Annotated in this window: 19 protein-coding genes; 14 read left to right on the top strand and 5 right to left on the bottom strand. The window is 38.3% G+C overall.

The features are described 5' to 3' along the window. Positions 1-24 precede the first annotated feature (24 nt). On the bottom strand, positions 25-1,278 hold the full coding sequence (pepT, locus tag AC23ME_RS03425) for a peptidase T (protein WP_487726340.1): 1,254 nt from the start codon (positions 1,276-1,278) through the stop codon (positions 25-27). Positions 1,279-1,352: 74 nt separating this feature from the next. On the opposite strand from pepT, the gene AC23ME_RS03430 reads away from it, so the two are divergent. The 3 genes from AC23ME_RS03430 to AC23ME_RS03440 all read left to right on the top strand — a co-directional run bounded on the left by AC23ME_RS03430 (position 1,353) and on the right by AC23ME_RS03440 (position 4,517). After that, entirely contained in the window at positions 1,353-2,063 is a 711-nt protein-coding gene (locus AC23ME_RS03430; RefSeq protein WP_487726341.1) for a hypothetical protein, read from the top strand. Positions 2,064-2,136: 73 nt separating this feature from the next. Beyond that, positions 2,137-3,879, top strand: a complete 1,743-nt coding sequence (locus AC23ME_RS03435) for a M14 family metallopeptidase (RefSeq protein WP_487726342.1) — start codon at positions 2,137-2,139, stop codon at positions 3,877-3,879. 2 nt (positions 3,880-3,881) lie between these two features. Beyond that, positions 3,882-4,517 carry a rhomboid family intramembrane serine protease gene (locus AC23ME_RS03440; protein WP_487726343.1) on the top strand — a complete coding sequence of 212 codons (636 nt, stop codon included), beginning with the start codon at positions 3,882-3,884 and terminating at the stop codon, positions 4,515-4,517. On the opposite strand, the gene AC23ME_RS03445 is transcribed toward AC23ME_RS03440, so the two are convergent. Further along, positions 4,500-5,462 carry a hypothetical protein gene (locus AC23ME_RS03445; RefSeq protein WP_487726344.1) on the bottom strand — a complete coding sequence of 321 codons (963 nt, stop codon included), beginning with the start codon at positions 5,460-5,462 and terminating at the stop codon, positions 4,500-4,502. The genes AC23ME_RS03440 and AC23ME_RS03445 overlap by 18 nt on opposite strands. Positions 5,463-5,755: 293 nt before the next feature. On the opposite strand from AC23ME_RS03445, the gene AC23ME_RS03450 reads away from it, so the two are divergent. The 5 genes from AC23ME_RS03450 to AC23ME_RS03470 all read left to right on the top strand — a co-directional run bounded on the left by AC23ME_RS03450 (position 5,756) and on the right by AC23ME_RS03470 (position 11,505). After that, positions 5,756-6,991 (top strand): DEAD/DEAH box helicase, encoded by a 1,236-nt coding sequence (locus AC23ME_RS03450; RefSeq protein ID WP_487726345.1) that lies wholly within the window; start codon positions 5,756-5,758, stop codon positions 6,989-6,991. Between the two features lie 196 nt (positions 6,992-7,187). Continuing rightward, positions 7,188-8,468 (top strand): replication-associated recombination protein A, encoded by a 1,281-nt coding sequence (locus tag AC23ME_RS03455; protein WP_487726346.1) that lies wholly within the window; start codon positions 7,188-7,190, stop codon positions 8,466-8,468. Between the two features lies 1 nt (position 8,469). Further along, a complete protein-coding gene (locus AC23ME_RS03460) occupies positions 8,470-9,942 on the top strand; it encodes a DUF5687 family protein (protein ID WP_487726347.1) in 1,473 nt (490 codons plus the stop codon). Positions 9,943-9,945: 3 nt separating this feature from the next. After that, positions 9,946-10,641, top strand: a complete 696-nt coding sequence (locus tag AC23ME_RS03465; RefSeq protein WP_487726348.1) for an ABC transporter ATP-binding protein — start codon at positions 9,946-9,948, stop codon at positions 10,639-10,641. A gap of 183 nt (positions 10,642-10,824) precedes the next feature. Continuing rightward, the gene (locus AC23ME_RS03470; RefSeq protein WP_487726349.1) at positions 10,825-11,505 is read left to right on the top strand and encodes a YiaD family glycine zipper/OmpA-like lipoprotein; all 681 of its coding nucleotides are present in this window, start codon (positions 10,825-10,827) and stop codon (positions 11,503-11,505) included. A gap of 52 nt (positions 11,506-11,557) precedes the next feature. Here AC23ME_RS03470 and AC23ME_RS03475 read toward each other — a convergent pair whose 3' ends face one another. Then, positions 11,558-11,902, bottom strand: coding sequence for a hypothetical protein (locus tag AC23ME_RS03475; protein ID WP_487726350.1), 345 nt, complete (start codon positions 11,900-11,902; stop codon positions 11,558-11,560). 66 nt (positions 11,903-11,968) lie between these two features. Here AC23ME_RS03475 and AC23ME_RS03480 point away from each other — a divergent pair, with 66 nt between their 5' ends. The 3 genes from AC23ME_RS03480 to hutH all read left to right on the top strand — a co-directional run bounded on the left by AC23ME_RS03480 (position 11,969) and on the right by hutH (position 16,510). Continuing rightward, a complete protein-coding gene (locus AC23ME_RS03480) occupies positions 11,969-12,988 on the top strand; it encodes a Gfo/Idh/MocA family oxidoreductase (RefSeq protein WP_487726351.1) in 1,020 nt (339 codons plus the stop codon). Between the two features lie 152 nt (positions 12,989-13,140). Beyond that, positions 13,141-14,730: a calcineurin-like phosphoesterase C-terminal domain-containing protein gene (locus AC23ME_RS03485; RefSeq protein WP_487726352.1), complete on the top strand. Its 1,590-nt coding sequence runs from the start codon at positions 13,141-13,143 to the stop codon at positions 14,728-14,730. A 292-nt stretch (positions 14,731-15,022) separates the two neighbouring features. Beyond that, entirely contained in the window at positions 15,023-16,510 is a 1,488-nt protein-coding gene (hutH, locus tag AC23ME_RS03490; RefSeq protein WP_487726353.1) for a histidine ammonia-lyase, read from the top strand. A gap of 61 nt (positions 16,511-16,571) precedes the next feature. Here the strand turns inward: hutH and AC23ME_RS03495 are convergent, their stop codons facing one another. Continuing rightward, positions 16,572-18,881: a TonB-dependent receptor gene (locus tag AC23ME_RS03495; protein WP_487726354.1), complete on the bottom strand. Its 2,310-nt coding sequence runs from the start codon at positions 18,879-18,881 to the stop codon at positions 16,572-16,574. A 113-nt stretch (positions 18,882-18,994) separates the two neighbouring features. Further along, complete coding sequence (locus tag AC23ME_RS03500; protein ID WP_487726355.1) at positions 18,995-19,330, bottom strand: hypothetical protein; 336 nt, start codon at positions 19,328-19,330, stop codon at positions 18,995-18,997. Positions 19,331-19,520: 190 nt separating this feature from the next. On the opposite strand from AC23ME_RS03500, the gene hutU reads away from it, so the two are divergent. From hutU to AC23ME_RS03515, 3 genes are all read left to right on the top strand, one after another. After that, positions 19,521-21,161 (top strand): urocanate hydratase, encoded by a 1,641-nt coding sequence (gene hutU, locus AC23ME_RS03505; RefSeq protein ID WP_487726356.1) that lies wholly within the window; start codon positions 19,521-19,523, stop codon positions 21,159-21,161. A gap of 87 nt (positions 21,162-21,248) precedes the next feature. After that, a complete protein-coding gene (gene crcB / locus AC23ME_RS03510; protein ID WP_487726357.1) occupies positions 21,249-21,626 on the top strand; it encodes a fluoride efflux transporter CrcB in 378 nt (125 codons plus the stop codon). Between the two features lie 67 nt (positions 21,627-21,693). Beyond that, positions 21,694-22,323 carry a hypothetical protein gene (locus tag AC23ME_RS03515; protein ID WP_487726358.1) on the top strand — a complete coding sequence of 210 codons (630 nt, stop codon included), beginning with the start codon at positions 21,694-21,696 and terminating at the stop codon, positions 22,321-22,323. Positions 22,324-22,413 lie beyond the last annotated feature (90 nt).

Raw genomic sequence — 22,413 nt, forward strand, 5'->3', positions numbered from 1 at the left:
AAGCTCAGTGTGACAACGTGCGGATTACGCCCTTTCTTCCCAAACTTGCGTTAAATGCACAATAGTTTCTACAGCTTTTATCATATCTTGTACAGCAACCCATTCTTGTTTACCATGAAATGCGTGTCCGCCAGTAAAAATGTTTGGACATGGCAAACCCATAAAAGATAAACGTGAACCATCGGTACCGCCTCTAATGCTACGGGTGATTGGGTTAAGACCTGCTCTTTTCAATGCCTCAATGCCATTTTCCATAATTTGTGGGTATTTGTCCAACACCTCTTTCATATTACGGTATTGCTCCTTAATAGTCAATGTGTAACTCGATTTTGGATAGGCTTTCATTACTTCCTTCACGATACCATCTAAAGTTTCGCCGTGAGCTTTTAACAAATCATTATCAAAATCACGAAGAATGAAGCTAGCCTCTGCTTGCTCGGCAGTTCCACTCATCCCCACTGGATGAATAAACCCTTCTTTTTGCGAAGTACTTTCTGCACTTAATCGATCCTTTGGCAATGCGCTAATCACATCTGCTAAAATCTTAATGGCACTTTCCATCTTTCCTTTGGCAAAGCCTGGATGTGCACTTACACCGTTAATCACCAATTTGGCGCCATCGGCAGAGAAAGTTTCATCTTCTATCGAACCTAGTGTTTCACCATCAATTGTGTAGGCAAACTCAGCGCCTAATTTTTTCAAATCAGCTTTATCTACTCCCCTGCCAATTTCTTCGTCAGGTGTAAATAGTATCTTAATAGTTCCATGTTTAATTTGAGGATTTTGAACTAGATAAGTAGCTGCTTCCATAATTTCGGCAACACCGGCTTTGTTATCTGCACCTAATAGAGTTAGGCCACTTGCAGTGATGATATCGTTGCCAATTTGGTTCTTCAAATCTCTGTGCTCCGAAAGTCTCAAGACAATATTATTATCATCTGGCAGCACTAAATCTTCTCCCTGATAATTTTTATGAACAATTGGTTTTACATTCTCGCCACTGCTATCTGGAGAAGTATCCATGTGTGAGCAGAAACAAATTACCGGAACCGTTTTGTCGGTAGTCGCTGGAATTGTGGCATAAACATAGCCATGTTCATCTAAATGAGCATCATTTATACCAATTGCCAGTAATTCTTCCACCAATATCTTTCCTAGATTTTTCTGTTTAGATGTTGAAGGAGTAGTTGGTGAAGACGCGTCAGATTGGGTATCTATTTTTACGTATTTCATAAACCTCTCAGCTACAGAAATACCATTAATTTGAATATTTTGCATAAATTCAAAGATATTGTTTATTTTTTTGAATAAAGATTATACTTTTGTATAGCAAGCACTTAATTTATAATAACTTGAAAAAACGTTACTTCGCTCTAATACTTGTATTCTTTACGGTTTCAGCATTTGGTCAATCAAATTTTTATAGATTAAGTTTAGGCGCTAGTGCCGGTGGCAATTACACTTTTGCGGATGTAAAAGGAAAGCCTGCTTACGGAGGTGCGGTCAATTTAGATTATCATTTCACTCCATTTATCACCGCAGGTTTAGAAGCTCAGATGGGTTTGCTAAAAGGTGGCGATAGAAACAAAGATCATCTAAAAGAATTTACCAACGCCTACCAAGCATTTATGGTTAATGCCAAGTTTAGAGCGGGTGAGTTTACGGATTTTTATTACAGCGACTTCTTAAACTATACGAAAGGTTTTTACCTGGGTACAGGCGTTGGGATGATTAAAAACAACATGAATGAGATTGTTAGGGTGAAGACCAACCCAGATGGAACTCTTTATCCGTTCCCAGGTAAAGATGTAAGTTCTGGCCTTATTGTTCCCATTAATGTTGGTATAGATTTTTATCTGCCTGATGGATGGGGCGACATAAGATATATCTTTAACATCAACTACCAGGCAAACTGGACTTTTGGAGAAGGTCTTGACGGTTATGATGACACGCAAACTATCCGTAGAAATATTGGTAGTGCTCCAGATATCTACAACTTTTTGTCTATTGGATTTAAATACACTTTTGGTCCTAAAGGATTAACTGGGAAATCAATTAGATAATCTTTCGAAAATTTAGGATACAATCCGGTTCTTCTAAAAACAAAAGCTATTTTTATATCTAAATCATTAACTGATGAGGATATTTCTGTTACTAACTTTTGTTTTTACCTATATGAATGCTTTTGCGCAACTCACTTCCTACGAAAAAAGTGGTAAAAAAGCTACTGCTACTTACGATGAAGCAATTGCTCATTATCAACAATTAGCAAAGAACCATCCCAGTCAGGCTAAGCTGCTGACTTACGGACAAACCGATTTCGGCAAACCACTACATGTGTTGGTATTGAGTAAGAGCGGAATATTCGAGCCTGCTCAAATTAAAGCGGCAGATAAGCGAGTTCTACTCATTAACAACGGAATTCACCCTGGAGAACCAGAAGGCATTGATGCCAGCATGATGCTAGCAAGAGATTTGCTACAACAAAAAAGTCTGCCACAAAACCTAGTAATCTGCATCATTCCGGTTTATAACATCGATGGCAGCTTTAACCGAACAAGCACCTCAAGAGCTAATCAAAACGGCCCACAGGCTTACGGTTTTAGGGGTAACAGTAGAAACTACGACCTTAACCGTGACTTTATTAAAACAGACTCTAAAAACTCTGCTACTTTTCAAGAGATATTCAATACATGGAAACCCGAAATTTTTGTAGATACCCATACGAGTAACGGTGCAGATTATCAGTACACCATGACTTTGATACCTACACAAAAGGATAAGTTGAACGCAACTTTGGCAGGTTATCTTACCAAAACCATGCTGCCCTACCTGTATTCGGAAATGAAGACCAAGGGATTTGAATTAATCCCTTACGTAAATTCTGTCAAAGAAATTCCTGATAATGGCATTAGTGGTTTTATGGAAATTCCTAGATATAGCACTGGTTATGCGGCGTTGCACAACACCATCGGCTTTATGCCAGAAACGCACATGCTGAAGCCTTATGACAAACGTGTAGAATCTACTTATAAGCTATTGCAAACTTATATCAACATTGTTGAAAGAGACGCCAAAATAATTGGTGAAAATAAAGCAAAGGCTGATGACGCTGTTGCCAACCAAAAAACTTTTACCCTAGATTGGAAGCTGAATAGAGAAAAATTTGATGAAATTGAGTTTAAAGGCTTTGCTGCAAAATACAAGCCTAGCGAAGTAAGTGGCTTGGATAGATTATATTACGATCGCAATGAACCCTACAATAAAACCATTAAACAGTGGAATGATTTTGAGCCGGCACTTCGTGTTGATAAGCCTATTGCGTATATCATTCCAAAAGCTTGGGACAAAGTGATAAGATTACTAAAATTGAACAATGTAAAGGTAAACGAGCTGAAAAGTGATGTGAAACTTGAAACGGAAATGTACTATATCGTTGATATGAAGACTGCTCAACGACCTTTTGAAGGGCATTATTTGCATTCGGCAGTTAAGGTTGAACCGAGAACACAAACTATTAATTTTTACACTGGAGACTACGTGGTTTATGTTAATCAGAAAACTAACAGGTACATCGTAGAAACCCTAGAACCGCAGGCTCCCGATTCGTTTTTTAATTGGAATTTCTTCGATTCGATCTTAGGTCAGAAGGAACATTTCTCATCTTACATATTTGAGGACACCGCCGCAGAATTATTGGAGAAAAATCCATCCTTAAAACAAAAATTAAAGGATGAAAAAACTAAAAACACCGAAGTGACGAAAAGTGCTTATGCGCAATTAGAGTTTATTTATAAAAATTCTGATTATTTTGAGCCAACTTTTATGCGCTACCCAATTGGGAGGTTGGTAAAAGATATAAAACTAGATATTAAATAACTATGCTATTAGAATACTGGAATGCTATGCCTGTAGCTTCAATCATTTTTGTTTTTACTTTAATTACCAGCATTTACGCTTTCAACAATCCGCAGTTATTAAGCAAGTTCATATTCCATCCCTACTCGGTAAGTAAAGGCTATAGAATTTATACGTTTGTTACAAGCGGACTGATACATGCAAACTGGATGCACTTGTTCTTTAACATGTTTACTTTTTATTTCTTTGCCTTTAAGCTAGAAGTAATGATTGGACATTGGCAATTTGGCCTGCTCTATTTTTTAGGTCTAATTTTAAGTGATATTCCTTCATTAATTAAGCACAAAGAAAATTATGGTTACCATAGTTTGGGAGCTTCGGGAGCAATAAGTGCTGTGCTGTTTAGTTATATTTTGTTTGAGCCAACTACACTTTTATTAGTGATGTTTATTCCGATGCCTGCTATTTTGTTCGCTGTGCTTTACTTATATTATTCTTGGTACATGGCAAAAAACGGGCAAGATAATATTGGACACGATGCACACTTTTTTGGAGCTTTAACCGGACTAGTATTCACTGTCATCTTTGTTCCCAACATTATCCCTAGTTTTATTGAAAAACTTACATTAGGTATTCAGTACCTAATTGGTAGCAGGTAAAAAAGGCTGCTCAAAAAAGCTTAACGGCGCTTTAGGATCTTTAATGATTTCGAATAAAGTTAGTTCATAAGGCTTCCAAAAGTTTTCTAGCACCTGGCCGTAGGTTTTATGCTGCCATTCGTCGAACAACGGTTTATTTTGGATACCACGCAGCGGCATTGGATCAATATAAGCTACGCCGTTAGCTTCGATCACATTATATTCTGGCAAGCGATTGAACAAATAGGTAGAGTAAAAGAAACGTGCGGCCAATTCCTCAAACTGTTGGTCGGTTAAGGGCTTGTCTTTGATGAAATCTAACAGTTGTTGATGATATCTTTTATTAGTGCCATTATCTTGCAAACAAGCTACAATACCAAAATCTTTAAATTTTAAAGAGAAGATCAAAGTATTGATTTCGTCCCTGAAGCTAAACCCTGTTTCGACATTTTCTAGTGGAACAACAACGATAGACCAAGGTATAAACTCCTCGAACTCTACTTCCTTGAAGATGCTTTGCAGCATTAAATGCAAGTTGCCGAACTTGTGCATCAAACCCTGCGACATGTTCATTCCATCACCACTTAATTGGTTTAAACGAATAGCGCCCTGCATTTCGATATACAAAAAACTGTACATCAATTTACCTACCCATTGAAAAAGCTCTACCTCTGGCAGAGCCGACACGCCTTTATATCCTTGCTCAAATGCAGTTTCAATTTTCTGCTCTAATGGCAAAATAGCTTCGGTGTAAATTTCGGCACTTGCAGGAACTACCAAGCTTTTGTAGCTTCTAATGCTCTCGTCTAGCAATTTTATAGCTTCATCGCCAGTAAGGTTTGCCATATTTAACAACCAATCTGGGAGTACTCGGATAGCCAAAGGCGATGTTGGATTGCCACTTAAGAAACATTTATCGTTCCTAAAATCGAAAGTTTTGAAGGGGTTATAAAGGCTATTGTTCATTGCTGCAATATTAGCGATTATTACGGTTGGAGGAATTGTTTTATTGTCATATTGTTTACTTACACATTAAGAATAAACCAACGCCGTCATTTCGGCCGTAGTGGGGAAATCCTGCGTGGTTTACCGCTTGGCTCAGATCAGCATCTGTTTTACGAGATAAATCCTAGGCAAACTTTGTCAATTTTATCAGCATTTTCTGAAAGAAGATCGACAAAAATAGGCTATACCGATTAAGTACAATTTGGTTTTCCCTCTATTTAACAATACTTTTATACTATTATTAAAAACATCAATTGGATTTTAAAGAATTTGGATTTAATGCGGAGCTTTTAGAAGGCCTGCTAGCAATGGGCTTCAAAAATGCTACTCCAATACAGCAACAGGCGCTCCCGATAATTACAGCAGGTAAAGATTTAATTGCCTGTGCTCAAACCGGTACAGGTAAAACAGGTGCTTTTTTACTGCCTATCATGAACCTACTTACCAGCAAGCACGATCGCCACAACAGTGTGCTTATTTTAACACCAACCAGAGAGTTGGCACAACAAATAGATTTACAGGTAGAAGCACTTTCTTACTTCACAAACATCAGTTCCTTAACGGTTTTTGGTGGCGGCGATGGCGTAGCTTACGAGCAACAAAAACGCTCAATGCGAGAAGGTGTAGACATTATTATTGCTACTCCGGGAAGATTAATCTCTCACTTGGCTTCTGGCGTGCTCAAAATGGATAAGCTAGAACATTTAGTACTAGATGAAGCAGATAGAATGTTAGATATGGGTTTCTACGATGACATTATGAAAATTGTAGGCTATCTGCCCAAAAAACGCCAAACCGTGATGTTTTCGGCTACTATGCCTCCGAAAATTAGAAAACTGGCAAGTACACTTTTGAATGAGCCAGAGCAAATCAGCCTTGCTATTTCTAAACCAGCCGAAGGAATTAACCAACAGGTTTATCTAATTCACGACGACCAAAAAGTCCCTTTGTTAACCGAAATGCTAAAATCGGCAACTTACAACCGCATCATTGTATTCGCAGGTCGCAAGGAAAAGGTAAAAGAGCTTGGAAAAGTATTTAAAAAATTAGGTTTAAAAGCAGCAGCATTTCATAGCGATTTAGAACAAAAGGAACGCGAAGCCATTATGCTCGATTTTAAAAACGATAAACTGAACGTGCTCATTGGTACCGATGTTTTGAGTCGTGGTATAGATGTAACTGGAATTGATTTGGTAATTAATTACGACGCACCGCAAGACCCTGAAGATTATATCCACAGAATTGGAAGAACGGCAAGAGCAGCCACTACTGGTACTGCAATTACCTTGGTTAATGGAAAAGACAAACGTCGTTTAGCAAATATCGAAAAGCTAATTGAGCGCCAAATTGAAAGAATGCCTTTGCCAGAACATTTAGGCGAGGCGCCAAAAGATGAACCTGTAGGAGAGAAGAAGTCTTTTAAAAAGAAGAAGAAGTTTTTTAAGAAGAAACCTAAACCACAGGGAGCAGCTCCAGCGAAAGCTGAGTAAGATTTGTCTAACGTCATTTCGACGAGGAACGAGGAGAAATCTAATATTAAGCTTAAGAATTAAAAGACAAAATCTGAGATTTAACTTTCGTTGATTTTCAATTCTCTCTGCGTTCGAAATGACGCAAGGGTTTTTGTTTTAGGCTATAGATAGAGAATGTTTTAAAGTTTTTAGCTAAATTTCTTACCTTTAAAAAATGCAGAACCTTCCACCATTAGCCGAAAGATTACGCCCAAAAAACTTGGATGAATACGTAGGGCAGAAGCATTTGGTGGGCGAAGGTGCGGTGCTGCGCAAAGCGATTGAAAGCGGTCGTATACCATCCATGATTTTCTGGGGACCTCCAGGCGTTGGAAAAACTACCTTAGCCACTATCATTTCTCAAAACTTAGACCGACCTTTTTTTGCATTAAGTGCTATTAACTCTGGCGTAAAAGATGTCCGCGAAGTCATTGACAAAGCTGCAGCGTTAAAGGGTGGTTTCATGGGGATGCCGGTACTTTTCATCGACGAGATACATCGTTTCAGTAAATCACAGCAAGATAGTTTGTTGGGGGCTGTAGAACGAGGTGTGGTTACACTAATTGGCGCAACTACAGAAAACCCAAGCTTCGAAGTCATATCAGCTTTGCTTTCTCGCTGCCAAGTTTACATTCTCCAAAATTTAACGGAAGAAGAATTGGTGGGCTTATTAAACACAGCCATCACAAAAGATGAAATTCTTTCAAAAAAGAAAATAAAGATTAAAGAACATGAAGCTTTAATCCGTTTAAGTGGTGGCGATGCTAGGAAGTTGCTTAACGTTTTAGAAATTGCGATTAACGGCATTGGCGGAGATAAAATTGAGCTGACCAACGAAAACGTGTTAGCCCATGCACAGCAAAATCTTGCACTGTACGACAAAGCTGGCGAACAACACTACGATATCATTTCAGCATTTATCAAATCCATCCGCGGTAGCGACCCAAACGGGGCAGTTTACTGGTTGGCGAGGATGATTGAAGGCGGTGAAGACCCGCTGTTTATTGCCCGTAGGTTAGTGATTTTAGCATCGGAAGATATCGGCAACGCCAACCCCAATGCACTGTTATTAGCAAACAATTGTTTCCAAGCGGTTAACGTAATTGGTTTTCCCGAAAGTCGTATAATTCTTTCGCAATGCGTAACTTACATGGCATCGTCAGTAAAAAGTAATGCCTCTTATATGGCTATAAACCATGCTCAAGCTTTAGTAAAAGAAACTGGAGATTTGCCAGTTCCACTGCATTTGCGTAATGCGCCAACAAAGTTGATGAAAAACATTGGCTATGGTGCTGACTATAAATATTCTCACGCTTATGATGGTAACTTCGAAGCGCAAGAATATCTACCGGAAAAACTAAGTGGTACTAAGCTTTACGACCCTGGTAAAAATCCGGCAGAAGAAAAAATGAGAGAAAAATTGAAACAAAACTGGAAGGACAAATACAAATACTAATATGCTGAGTACTTTTTTATCACATCAATGGAAATCTTTTTGGCGCAGTAGAAATAAGGCAGGCAGTATTGCCGCTCAAATTGTACTGGGTTTTTTTATGTTGTATTTTTTGGTTGTAGCCATAGGCATTGGTTTTTGGATGACAACATTAATCGATAAATTCATGCCAGGAATTAATCCTGCGGTAGTGTTTAACGGTTTAATTCTGTATTATTTCTTGCTCGATTTAGCAATTAGAATACAGATGCAAGACCTGCCTACTTTAAGCGTAGTGCCTTACCTACATCTAAAGATTTCTAGAAAAACGATTGTCAATTTCTTAAATCTAAAATCGCTTGTTTCATTCTTCAATATCCTTCCGATTTTTATCTTTTTCCCATTTATATTTATCAATATTAGCGCTTCGGCAGGTGCAATTGGCGTTTTAGCGTATTTGGTCTCAATTATTGGACTTGCTGTTTTTAATAACTTTTTGGTGCTGTATATTAAACGCAAGGCCATTAACAACGTTGCAGTTTTTGCCGCAGGCATTGTAGTTATTCTTGGCTTGGCGGCTTCAGATTATTATGGCTTTATCTCCATCAGAGATTTCTCTAATCTTGCTTTTCAGAATGTAGCAAAATATCCTTTTTTGGCACTCATATTTCCAGTAGCCGCTTTTGCTGTTTATTACATGAACTTCAAATTTTTGGAAGCTAATTTATACACCGAAGAACTGAGTACCAAAGACGATAAAAAAGTAAGCACCGATTATCCTTTCCTTAATAATTTTGGCAAAGTTGGAGAGTTGGCGGCTTTAGAATTGAAACTTATTTTAAGACACAAGCGCTCTAGAAGTTCGGTGATTATGGGCTTCCTGTTTTTATGCTATGGTTTCTTTTTCTACCGCATGCCTTTAATTGCTGGTAACGAGTTCGGTAAAATGTTGTTTGCTGCGGTATTCATGACGGGTATCACCATATCAGTTTACGGGCAGTTTATGTACGCTTGGCAAAGCTCACATTTTGATGGTCTGCTGTCTAACAAAATTAATTACAAAGATTTTATCAAGGCTAAGTTTTTGCTTTTTACCATTAGTAGCACGCTAATTACTGTGCTTTCTAGTTTTTATGGTTTTATGAGCTACAAACTCTTGATACTACATGCAGCTGCGTATATTTATAATTTGGGCGTGGGTACTGTAGTAGTGCTTTACTTCGCCAATTTTAATTATAAGAGGTTAGATATTACGGCTAGTGCAAGTTTCAATTGGCAAGGTGTTGGCGCTACGCAATGGCTTTTAGGTCTTCCATTACTTTTACTTCCATTAATTATATATGTACCATTCGGTATTTTAAACCTGCCTTATTGGGGTTTAGCTACCATCGCATTTTTGGGCTTGGTAGGTTTATTAATGCGTAATTTTTGGGTAGATGTAATTGTTAGAAAATTTGAGAAACAACGTTATAAAATAGCCGAAGGCTTTAGAGAATAAGAAATGATAGAAGTTAAGAATTTAGTAAAAAACTATGGCGGTCGTACTGTAGTTGATATTGACCACTTAAATATTAGAGCTGGCGAAACAATTGGTTTGGTTGGAAATAACGGTGCGGGCAAAACCACATTCTTTAGAATGCTTTTGGATTTGATACGTCCTGATAGTGGAGAAATTTTATCGAAAGATATCAACGTCGCCAACAGTTCGCAATGGAAAGACTATACCGCTTCTTATTTGGATGAAGGTTTCTTAATTGATTACCTTACACCCGAGGAATATTTCACTTTCATTGGCAGTCTGCACGGATTAAGCGTTGCCCATGTGAGCGATTACTTGAGACAATACGAAGAGTTTTTCAATGGGGAGATATTAAGTAGAGGTAAATACATCAGAGATTTCTCTAAAGGAAACCAAAATAAAGTTGGTATTGCAGCAGCGTTAATGCAAAAACCGGAATTATTGATTTTAGACGAACCTTTTGCAAACCTGGATCCAACTACACAAATAAGATTAAAATCATTAGTAAAAAACTTAAGCACTACACAGCGTTTAACCACGTTTATTTCTAGCCACGATTTAAATCACGTTACCGATGTATGCAACAGAATTATCTTGTTAGAAAAAGGCAAGGTGATTAAAGATTTCTATACCGATGAAAATTCGCTGAAAGAATTGGAAGCCTATTTCTCAGAGTAGTTGTTGTATAAAAATATAGTCAATTGGGTTTTTTGTTTTGGCTAAACAAAACTAACCGCAAGTTAGATTGTTTTTGTAAGTAGATGTTTTTTACAACTATCAGGAATATTTTGAGGGGTTGTGTAAAATTGGCATTACCTTTGCCAACACATTTATCAACATTATAATAAACGAAATAAGAACATGATGACTACAAAATTCAAGACAGCAACTGTCGCTATAGCTTTATCGGTAGGTGCAATGACTTTTCAAAGCTGCGATAGCTTAAACAATACTCAAAAAGGTGCAGGTATTGGCGCTGCTGCTGGTGGCGTGGTAGGTGCCTTAATTGGTAAAAAAGCAGGTAACACTGCTGTAGGTGCTGTAATTGGTGCTGCTGTGGGTGGTACTGCAGGTGGTTTCATTGGTAAAAGAATGGATAAGCAAGCAGCTGAAATTAAACAAGCAATTCCAGGTGCAGAAGTTATTCGTGAAGGTGAAGGTATCATTGTAAGATTTGATAGCGGTATCCTTTTCGATTTTAACAAAACCGATTTGAAAGATGCAGCTAAAACTAATATTCAATCATTAGCTTCTTCATTAAACCAATACCCAGGAACTGATGTGAAAGTTTATGGTCATACAGATAATATTGGTACTGCTGCGGTAAACCAAACTGTATCTGAGAAAAGAGCTGCTGCGGTTAAAACTTATGCAGTTTCTCAAGGTGTGCCAGCATCACGTTTAGTTACAGCAGGTAAAGGTTTTAACGAACCAATTGCTGATAACTCAACAGAAGCAGGTCGTGCAGCAAACCGTAGGGTAGAAATTGTAATTGTTGCTAACGAGCAATTGAAAAAAGAAGCTCAAGAAAAAGCAGGATAATCCAAAATTATCTCACAAAATAGAAAGTCCCGATTTAACGTCGGGACTTTTTTTATTCGTAGATATCTGCAAAGTAACTGATGGCCAAAGATCTTAAAAGCATTTCTTGCTCAAGACCGGCATAGGCGGGAATAGGTTTTACCAATTTCCAATGTGGCCAACCATCCTGATCTAGCGCTTCCAGTTCGTAAAAACCCATCTCGCTCAACAAACGACAAGTAGCAATATGCATTAATTCCTCTTTCTGTCTTTTGCTGAATTTCCCTGGTCCCTTACCTAACTCTTGTACACCAATTAAAAATAATATCACTTTTAAATCGGGAGTTTCCGAATCAAAATCTTGCGCTATTTTTTCTTGCAGCTCTTTCCATTTGATATTGATTTCTGCTGGAGTCATGCTGCAAATATACAGCTTTAGTATTTAGTCTTTGGTCTTTCACCTCCGTTCTTTTAGCTTTGTAATATGAGTTCGAAAATAAATGTAGGCTTAATGGCTTACGGTATGTCTGGTAAGGTGTTTCATGCACCTTTTATTCATTTAAATGATGGATTTAATTTTGTAGCAGTTACCGAACGCAGCAAAAAACAAGCTGTTCAAGATTACCCCAGCGTAAAAAGTTATGATACAATTGATGAATTAATTGCTGATGATACCATCGATCTCATTATCATTAACACGCCAAATTATACGCATTACGAATATGCTAAAAAGTGCCTCGAAGCAGGTAAGCATATTTTAGTTGAAAAACCTTTCACGGCAACCGTGGCTCAGGCTAAAGAATTGTTTGCTTTAGCAAAAGAAGTTGGTAAAAAAGCATTGGTCTATCAGAATAGAAGATTTGACAGTGGTTTTAAAATCACCAAAGAAATTATAGAAAGTGGAAAGTTGGGGAATTTAACTGAGGTTTATTTCCGATTTGATAGATACAGAAACGAGATTGGACCGAAGTTTTTTAAAGAAGATAGTGCTTATGAAGCGAGTGGACTACAATATGATTTGGGGCCACATCTGTTAGACCAAGCCATCGCATTATTTGGAAAGCCAGTGCATTTTTATAAGGTGCTAGCCAACAACAGAGAAAATAGCAAAGTAGATGATTATTTCTTCATCCATCTTTCTTACCCAAATAATTTGAACGTGTACTTAACGGCTACGCTTTTGGCTGCCGATATTCCGCCTGCTTTTGTAGTCAATGGTTCATCGGGGGCATTCTCTAAAAATCATGGTGATGTACAGGAAAGCCAATTGTTAAAAGGAATGAAACCATCTGACGAAGGCTATGGAATTGAAATTGCTGCTGATGCGGCTAAACTAACTTTGGTAACAGCAGATGGCGAAAGAGAAATCGACACGTTGAAATCGCCGCAAGGTAACTATGGAGATTTGTTCGAAGCGGTTTACCAAACTATTGCGAATGGTGTAGCTTATCCAATTACTGAAGAAGATATTATTGCTCAATTGGAAATTTTAGAGCATAAATAGTATCCTTCACATAGCCTTAATACTGGCTGTTTAATGCGTTAACATTTACATTCTAGTTTTGCGTAACATAATAAAGCAAAATGAAACAACATGATATCAAATAAAAACTAAATCATGAAAGCTTCATAACTGCTAAAAACTAGATAAAGTAAATGAAAAAAGTAATTATTAGAAGTATCCTATTCGCCTCTCTAACCTCTTCATCAGTATTTGCGCAAAACATTAAAGGCATTGTTTATCATGATGAAAATAGCAACGGAAAGAGAGAACGCAAAGAAGTTGGATTAGCAGGTGTAGCGGTTAGTAACGGTGTAGAAGTGGTTAAAACTGATGCTAAAGGTAGCTACACTTTGCCAAAACGCGAATCGCAGGTGATTTTCGTCATCAAGCCAAGCGGTTATCAGTCGCCATTGAACGAAAATAACCAACCTACAAGTTATTACATTCACAAACCGAACGGTTCTCCTTCTGATTTTAAATATGCGGGCAGCAAGCCAACAGGCGCTTTACCGGCAAGTCTAGATTTTCCTTTAATTAAAAAAGAGGAGAGTGATGAATTTAAAGTTTTGGTTTTCGGAGATCCACAGCCATACACACAGCAGGAAGTAGATTTTTTTGAGAAGGATATAGTTGATGAGGTAGCGGGAATTAAAAATGTAGCTTTTGGTTTAAGTTTGGGAGATTTAGTTGGTGATGATTTAAGCCTGCACAATCCTTACATTAAAGCGGTTAAGAAAGTTGGATTGCCATGGTATAATTTGATGGGCAACCACGATATGAACTACGATGCAAAAGTTGACAGCCTTTCTGACGAGACTTTCGAAGCTAATTTTGGTCCTGCCAATTACTCGTTAAACTATGGGAAAGTGCACTTTATTGTGTTGGATAATATCTTGTATCCGGACCCAAGAGATGGCAAAGGCTATTGGGGTGGTTTTAGAGAAGACCAGTTGAAGTTCATCGAGAACGATTTGAAACATGTAAGTAAAGATCATTTAATTGTTCTTGCTTTTCATATCCCTCTATTAAACGGCGGCGACGACAAAGAAGGAAATGCATTTCGCTTAAAAGATAGAAATCGTTTATTCGAGTTGTTAAAAGATTATCCTCACACACTTTCTATGTCCGCACATACGCATTTGCAACGTCAGAACTTTTATGGCAAAGCCGATGGTTGGTTGCAAGCAAAACCACACCATGAGTACAATGCAGGTACAACTTCTGGCGATTGGTATTCTGGTGAGTTGAAATCTAATGGAACGCCAAGCTCAACAATGCGTGATGGTACACCTAAGGGTTATGCATTTTTAAATCTAAAAGGAAACCAGTATTCTATTGATTATAAAGTTGCGGGAAAAGATGCGGCTTATCAAATGGAAGTGTTTTTGCCGAAAGTTGTAGAGAAGCGTAAAAACACATCTGCAGGTATTTTTGTAAACTTTTTTATGGGCGCCAAAGGCGATAAAGTAACGTATTCAGTAGACGGCGGTAAATGGAACAACATGACTTACATGGAAGCCATGGACCCAGCGTTTTTAAGTACTTTGTTTAAGTTCGACCAGTCTAAAGAGTTATTATCTGGCAGAAGACCCTCAAATGCGGAGACAAGTACACACTTATGGAGAGGTAATATTCCAGCTAACTTAGCTGCAGGCGAGCATCAAATTGAAGTTAAAGCTGTAGACCGTTACGGAAAAGTTTCTACACAAAAAGTAAGTTATACTATTGTAGAAAGAAAGTAAGATAAAAACCCTAATAAGTCGTCATTTCGACGAAGTGTGAGGAGTAATCTAGCATATTCTATTAAACTAAATGCTAGATTGCTCTTCGTCATACTTCCGCATCGAAATGACGCTTTTATTTGCGGTAGTGGCTTTAGTCAAAGCATATCGTTACTCACTTGGTAATTTTAAAGTCGAAATAAAAACACTTTTACAATAAAAATCACGCTTTAGTATATTAATCGAAATTCGATACGGTTACTTCCCGCTCGGTATAAATTATTTATACTTTTGAGCACCAAATGGAATTGATATGACCGTGTACGAAGTAGGCGTTAGTAGGCTAACTATTTCCGCTATTCAAGAAATTATACAATCATCGCAAAATATTGCTTTATCGGCTATTGCTGTAGAGAAAATTGCCAAATGCAGAGCTTATTTGGATGATAAAATGAGCAAAACCGAAGAACCGATTTACGGGATAAACACAGGTTTTGGCTATCTGCAAAATGTTAAGGTGGAAGCGGATAAACTTACCCAACTTCAGCATAATCTATTGTTATCACACGCTTGTGGAACGGGGCAAGAAGTGCCAAAATCAATTGTAAAGTTAATGCTATTGCTCAAAATTCAATCTTTGAGTTACGGACATTCTGCAATTGCTTTAACTACGGTACAACGTTTGGTGGATTTCTATAACCACGATATTTTGCCTGTGGTTTATACACAAGGTTCTTTGGGTGCATCTGGTGATTTGGCTCCGTTGGCGCACTTGGCAATTCCACTAATTGGCGAGGGGGAAGTTTGGTACAAGAAGCAAAAAATCAGCGCTGCGGAATTATACCAGCAATTGGGTTGGCAACCTTTAACGCTGCAAAGCAAGGAAGGTTTAGCGCTAATTAACGGCACGCAGTTTATGAGTGCTTACGGTGTATATTGCTTATTAAAAGCACAACACTTGTTGGCATGGGCCGATGGAATTGCTGCTACTGCTATCGATGCTTTTGATTGCAGAATTGACCCATTTTTGAACTTAAGCCATGTTATTCGTCCGCATAAAGGGCAGTTGCAAACGGCAGAAAACATAAAAAATTGGCTGGAGGGAAGTGAGTTGATTGTACAGGAAGGCAAGCAGACACAAGACCCTTATTCGTTCCGTTGTGTGCCGCAAGTGCATGGTGCTAGTAAGGATAGCATGGCCTACATTCAATCTGTTTTTGAGACTGAAATCAATTCCGTAACGGATAATCCGAACGTATTTCCAGAGGTAGATTTGATTATCTCCGCAGGGAATTTCCACGGGCAACCATTGGCATTAACCTTAGATTTTCTGTGTTTGGCCTTGGCCGAAATTGGTTCTATCTCAGAACGCAGAACTTTCCAATTGATTTCTGGAACTAGAGGGTTGCCACCATTTTTGGTAAAAAACGCAGGCTTAAATTCTGGCTTGATGATTACCCAATACACCGCAGCTTCTATAGCCAGTGAGAACAAACAATTGTGTACACCGGCTTCGGTAGATAGTATTGTAAGTAGCAACGGACAAGAAGACCATGTGAGTATGGGTGCTAATGCAGCCACCAAATGTTTGCGTGTTGTAGAAAATGTGGAGCGAATTCTGGCTATCGAACTAATTACTGCCACCCAAGCTTTAGAGCTGAGAAGACCGCTAAAATCATCTCCAAAAATTGAAAAACTATTGATGGATTTTAGAGCGGTAGTTAGCTTTAACGAAGCAGATAGATTGTTGGCGAATGATATTCAGAAAAGCGTGGGGTTTATTAAAGCAAATCGAGTTTAAAATTTTTGTCATTCCGAGGAATCTAATAAACAGATTCCTCGGAATGACAGCTTAATGATGTCTACAACGGCACGCTAATTCCAAAACTTACATTACGACCAGGGTTGTAAATGTTAGCCAACTTGTAACGACTTAAATGGTTGTAATAAAGCTTATTGGTTAAGTTCTGTCCAGTAACCCAAACATTTAACTTACCTCTTTTAGTTTTAAACGAAGTACCAATTCCAGCATCAAATAAGGTGTAGCCAGCGGTTTCTGTTTCAAAAGCATCAATTCTGTCTTGCTTAAAAACGTTGGTTAAACCTACTTTAATAAAGCTGTCATTTAACCCTTTAACAGTAGGTTCAAAACGGATTTCGTTATTTAAACTTGCTGCGGGAATAAACGGTAATGGTGAATTCGTGGCTTTGTTAGTGCCTTTTACATAAGCAAAAGTATTTTCGAAGTGCAAAGCTTTTACCAAGTGGAAATCTACGGAAGCCTCGCCACCTACAAGACTTGCATCTGTTTGTAAGAAACGATAAACAGGGTAAGTTTCTGTAGCTCCAGAGTGATGGTCTTCCGCATCAATTGTTTCGCCATTCAGGTTGCTTAAATAAATGTAATCGTAGATTTTATTGCTGTAGGCATTTAATCCAAAAGTGACGTTTTCAGCTTGGTAAGTTAAGCCCAAATCGAACTGCAAACTAGTTTCCTGTTTTAGGTTGCTGTTACCAATTTCGTATCTAAAAGTACCATGATGCACACCATTTGCGCCTAATTCTGCAATGTTTGGCGCTCTAAATCCAGAACCAATATTTCCTTTTAGGTTTAAGTTTTTAGCGATATCAAATGCAAAACCCAAAGAACCTGTGAAGTTCGAAAAGCTGTTGTCAAAAGCATTAAAGATTTGGTGTTGGTGGTCGTCATGTGCTTCGAACAAATCCTTGCCATCAATTTTTTTGTAGTCGTAACGTACACCAGCATTAATAGCACCGTTTTCGAAATTGCGTTTCAAATAAGCAAAAGCACCAATGTTATTGCTGTTATAATCGGGCACTAAAAACTCTTCGCCGCTGTTTCTGTTGGTTTGGTACATACCCTGTAAACCAATAGTTGGTTCCCATGTTCCGTTGTTAGCAAAAGAGTATTTCACATCATAGGTGTAAGAATTCAAGCCTAAATTTAAACCTGGCTCATCTTTAGCTTCTTCAAACTCTTTCCTAATGTTACGCTGAAAAGCGAAGGTAGATTTTAACTGTCCGCCGCCAAGCAATACGTTACTATTTAAAGCTGCACGGTAATGATTGATGTTTTGAAACGGCAAATTCAATGACCTCGATTTTGCATCGCTTTTACTGATAATATTTCCTTGTTCGTCCAAAAAAAATCCATCCTCATTCGGGCCATCTTCTACTAAACCGATGTTTGTGGCAAAGCGAGATAAACTCAAATGTGTATAACCCCAAGTTTTGTTCAAACCTAACATCGCACTCGTATTAATCTCGTTAAAACCAGCGTTCGGCACAATTTGATTTTTGTAGCCAAAGCCGTAAGCATTTTTATAAGACACACGACCGCGATAAACAAAACCATTGGTATTGCCTTGCATCATTAAAGACGATGCCGTTAAACCACCGTTAGTATTGTAGTTGGTGGTAAAATTACCGTTGTAAGTTCCTTCGGCAGGCACTAAATCATCAATGATGTTAATTACACCACCCAAAGCATCAGAACCGTAAAGCAAACTTGCCGGGCCTTTCAATACTTCGATACGAGCAGCAGAAAATTGGTCGACTTGCACACCGTGTTCATCGCCCCATTGCTGACCTTCTTCTCTTGCGCCATCAACCATGGTTAAAACGCGGTTGTAGCCCAAACCTCTTATGGTAGGTTTCGAAATTGCACCGCCAGTAGTTACCTGTGCTACACCTGGAATTTTGGCAATGGCGTCTACCAAATTGGTAGCGGCAGATTGCGCCAGTTTATCTCGGCTAACCGATACCACAGCCAAACTATTGGTTTTGTTGTTGGCACTAAATGGAGTTCCGGTAATTACCACTTCGGCACTCTCAATTACTGAGGGTTCTAAAGCAAAGCTGATGTCTTGCTGTGCCGATAAGTCAATCAGTTTTGAGGAAGTTTTGTAACCTAAATAACGAACTTCTAACAAGAATTTTCCTTTTGAAGGTACATTATTGAACGTAAATTCGCCATTGGCGTTGGTGCTAGTGCTAGCTTTTAAATCAGAAATATATAATGTTGCGCCAGCTAAGGGCTCTTGTGTTGAGGCATCGACAACCTTACCTTTAATGCTAACTAAATTATTAGCGAAGGTATTTAGAGACAGCAAAATGCCAAAAACAGTTACTAAAAGTTGTAACCTTTTCATAAACGAAAAATATAATAAAGTGGTTAAACCCACTTACGTAAAACGATGGATGATTAATAGAAATTCCTTCATCGCCTGTTGGCAAAAAAAGATTTAAAAGGGAATAGGTAGATTTATTGATTTGCTGGCGGACCGCGTAAGCAGCTGGCGATAATTTCTGTAAATGAATTGCCAGCTAATGAAAATTCATTTTCAACAATGTTTGCTTTGAGATAAACTACATAATCAAGAAAATCTGAAACGAAATTTTTCTCGAAATGTGCTTTACAAACTAAACAATTATCGGAAGATGTATGGACGTGTACCGTATGTGTACAGTTTTTTTCCTTTACAATTGTTATTTCTTCGTGATGATGCAAAGCGCTCCACGGCGTAATAGCTAGTGAAAAAACCGCTAGAATTACAACTGCAAAGATTTGTTTTAAGAAATGACGTTTCTTCGTCTGCATCGTGCTACAAAATTAAGCAATTATTAATTATTCGTTACATTTGAAATTGTAACAATGAGGGTGTTTTAGATTTTAGAATTACGATTTTAGATTTCTATGACATGCAATTCATTGATTAAAATAAACCACCTATAAGTCTTAGATTTTCTAAGGTGTCTTAGGTGGTAAATAAAATGCATAACCAAAATATATGAACCTGAAAGAAAGTCAAACACCGCATGGAAGTACCTTAAATTGTAAAGGATGGGTACAGGAAGCGGCATTGAGAATGTTGTTGAATAATCTAGACCCAGCCGTTGCCGAAAGACCAGAAGATTTAATTGTGTACGGTGGAAGAGGGAAAGCTGCAAGAAATAAAGAGGCATTGGAGCTCATCATCAAAGCATTGAAAAACTTAGAGGATGATGAAACTTTGCTTATCCAATCAGGAAAACCTGTGGGAGTTTTGCCAACGCACAAAGATGCGCCTAGAGTGCTGATTTCCAATTCACAATTGGTGCCAAAATGGGCTACACAGCAACATTTCGATGAGTTGGAAGATAAAGGTTTAATGATGTACGGACAGATGACCGCTGGTTCGTGGATTTACATTGGCTCGCAGGGAATTGTGCAGGGAACTTACGAAACCTATGCTGCTTTGGCCAAAAAGCATTTTGATGGAAATTTGAAAGGCAAGCTAAATGTAACCGCTGGTTTGGGCGGAATGGGTGGCGCACAACCTTTGGCCATTACCATGAATGAAGGTGTTTGCCTGGCGGCGGATGTGGAAGAATGGCGCATTCAAAAACGTTTGGAAACGAGATATATTGACGAAATAGCTTATGATATTGATGAAGCGATTGATAAGGCATTACAGTATAAGGCAGAAGAAAAAGCAGTTTCTATTGGTGTAGTTTGTAATGCTGTAGAATTATTACAGCGATTGATTGATAGAAATATTACGCCTGATACTTTAACTGACCAAACTTCGGCTCACGACCCTTTGATTGGTTATTTTCCAGAGGGATTAACAGTTGCAGAAGCTGCGGAACTGCGTGAAAGAAATCCAGAAGAATATACAAAACGAAGCTATGCTACAATGGCGAAGCACGTAGAACAGATGTTGGAGCTACAAAAACGTGGAGCAATTACATTCGATTATGGGAATAATTTACGTGGCCGTGCATTGGAAGTGGGTGTGAAGAATGCCTTCGATTTTCCAGGGTTTGTGCCGGCTTACGTTCGACCGTTGTTTTGTGAAGGAAAAGGTCCTTTCCGTTGGGCGGCTTTAAGTGGCGACCCTCAGGATATTTACGAAACTGACAAAGTGATTTTGGAACTATTTCCAGAAAACGAAAGTTTGAAAAGATGGATTACGATGGCGCAAGAACGCATTGCTTTTCAAGGTTTGCCAGCCAGAATTTGTTGGTTAGGGCAGGGCGATAGAGAAAAAGCAGGATTGGCTTTTAATAAATTGGTGGCCGAAGGTAAGGTGAAAGCGCCTATTGTTATTGGTCGCGACCATTTAGATACAGGTTCTGTTGCCTCGCCAAATAGAGAAACAGAAGCGATGTTAGATGGTTCGGATGCTGTTGCAGATTGGCCAATTTTAAATGCACTAATTAACACTGCTGGTGGCGCAAGTTGGGTTTCGTTGCATCACGGTGGTGGTGTGGGCATTGGTTATTCTATCCACGCAGGGATGGTAATTGTAGCCGATGGAACCGAAGACGCAGCTAGTAGATTAAAGCGAGTGCTGCATAATGACCCAGCAATGGGCGTTATCCGTCACGCAGATGCTGGTTATGATATTGCAAAAGATACGCTAAGAAAACATAGGTTGGGATTGTAGTTTTTTGCCACAGATGCACAGATAAATATTGATTTTCTTCTTTAAATAAGGATAAAATATCTGTGCATCTGTGGCTAATTCAATAAAATGTTAAAACAAATTTTACTCGTAGGTTTAGGTGGAGCGATAGGAAGTATTTTTCGCTTTTTAACATCATCATTGATGACCAGATATCCGCTAAACGGCTTTCCTTTAGGGACATTTATGGCTAATGTTTTAGGTTGTTTTATACTTGGAATATGCGTTGGTGTTTTCGGGAAAAATCCAACAGAAAATGAAAATTTGAGATTGCTTTTTGTCACAGGTTTTTGTGGTGGATATACGACTTTCTCTACTTTTGCAGCAGAGAATATCCAAATGTTGCAACAACAAAATTATATGATGTTGGCAACTTACACCTTGGTAAGCTTATTGGTGGGGTTTTTAGCGGTGGCTATTGGCTTAAGCTTGGGCAAAGCTTGGTGAAATTAAATTGAAAAATCCTAAAATTTAGGTATTACTTCATTCCTAAAATATCTGTATATTCGAACCCATGCAACACCATAATTTCGACGTAGATATCGTCATCCCTTCATCAAAACAAAAAGTAAAAATTACAGCAGAAGCTATTGAGGTAAATCAGACCCGTATTGCTTGTAACGATGTAGCTGCCGTTAAATATGGCGTGTCGTTAATTGGCCCTGCTAAGAAACCTACTAAGAAAAAATATATCATTGATGTGAAAGCAAAAGATGGTAAATCGGTAAGTGTACAGTTTGAAAGCAGTAAGGTTGAAGAACTTTTAGAGGAAGACCATACCTATTACTATGTGATGTCGGGTTTGTGGCAATATGTGAAAAAGCACTTGGTTAATGAATTTATTGATAAGCTAAACAACCAGGAAAAATTAGAAGTTGGTGCTGCAAAATTCGATTATCAAGGTTTCGAAGTGTCTTACAAAACTTGGTTTTTAGGTAAAACGAAAACAGTTATTTTGCCTTGGAGCCAAATCAAATATTTCTTGGATAAAGGTGTTTTGCATGTGCAAGATATGTATGATAAGAAAAAGAATATCAACGTGAGTTTACATAATGATTGGAATGCGGTGGTTTTAAATACCTTGTTGCATTACCTATTGCAAGAGCATAGGAAAGAGAAATTAGAAAAAGGCGAGAAGATCTAGTTTCAATTTAGAAGAAATGAAAACCTGAGCAAGTCTCGGGTTTTTTATTTTAGCCACTAGGAGCAGGCTTTTGTTAGCTAACCCTGATTG

The organism is Pedobacter sp. T50_32 (genome assembly GCF_057652195.1).

Excerpts from the sequence above, each read along its gene's own strand:
- AC23ME_RS03500 (WP_487726355.1), bottom strand. The coding sequence starts at position 19,330 with ATGCAGACGAAGAAACGTCATTTCTTAAAACAAATCTTTGCAGTTGTA.
- AC23ME_RS03475 (WP_487726350.1), bottom strand. The coding sequence starts at position 11,902 with ATGACTCCAGCAGAAATCAATATCAAATGGAAAGAGCTGCAAGAAAAA.
- AC23ME_RS03440 (WP_487726343.1), top strand. The coding sequence starts at position 3,882 with ATGCTATTAGAATACTGGAATGCTATGCCTGTAGCTTCAATCATTTTT.
- AC23ME_RS03480 (WP_487726351.1), top strand. The coding sequence starts at position 11,969 with ATGAGTTCGAAAATAAATGTAGGCTTAATGGCTTACGGTATGTCTGGT.
- hutH (WP_487726353.1), top strand. The coding sequence starts at position 15,023 with ATGACCGTGTACGAAGTAGGCGTTAGTAGGCTAACTATTTCCGCTATT.
- AC23ME_RS03515 (WP_487726358.1), top strand. The coding sequence starts at position 21,694 with ATGCAACACCATAATTTCGACGTAGATATCGTCATCCCTTCATCAAAA.
- pepT (WP_487726340.1), bottom strand. The coding sequence starts at position 1,278 with ATGCAAAATATTCAAATTAATGGTATTTCTGTAGCTGAGAGGTTTATG.
- AC23ME_RS03455 (WP_487726346.1), top strand. The coding sequence starts at position 7,188 with ATGCAGAACCTTCCACCATTAGCCGAAAGATTACGCCCAAAAAACTTG.
- AC23ME_RS03485 (WP_487726352.1), top strand. The coding sequence starts at position 13,141 with ATGAAAAAAGTAATTATTAGAAGTATCCTATTCGCCTCTCTAACCTCT.
- AC23ME_RS03460 (WP_487726347.1), top strand. The coding sequence starts at position 8,470 with ATGCTGAGTACTTTTTTATCACATCAATGGAAATCTTTTTGGCGCAGT.
- AC23ME_RS03495 (WP_487726354.1), bottom strand. The coding sequence starts at position 18,881 with ATGAAAAGGTTACAACTTTTAGTAACTGTTTTTGGCATTTTGCTGTCT.
- crcB (WP_487726357.1), top strand. The coding sequence starts at position 21,249 with ATGTTAAAACAAATTTTACTCGTAGGTTTAGGTGGAGCGATAGGAAGT.
- AC23ME_RS03435 (WP_487726342.1), top strand. The coding sequence starts at position 2,137 with ATGAGGATATTTCTGTTACTAACTTTTGTTTTTACCTATATGAATGCT.
- hutU (WP_487726356.1), top strand. The coding sequence starts at position 19,521 with ATGAACCTGAAAGAAAGTCAAACACCGCATGGAAGTACCTTAAATTGT.
- AC23ME_RS03465 (WP_487726348.1), top strand. The coding sequence starts at position 9,946 with ATGATAGAAGTTAAGAATTTAGTAAAAAACTATGGCGGTCGTACTGTA.
- AC23ME_RS03470 (WP_487726349.1), top strand. The coding sequence starts at position 10,825 with ATGATGACTACAAAATTCAAGACAGCAACTGTCGCTATAGCTTTATCG.
- AC23ME_RS03445 (WP_487726344.1), bottom strand. The coding sequence starts at position 5,462 with ATGAACAATAGCCTTTATAACCCCTTCAAAACTTTCGATTTTAGGAAC.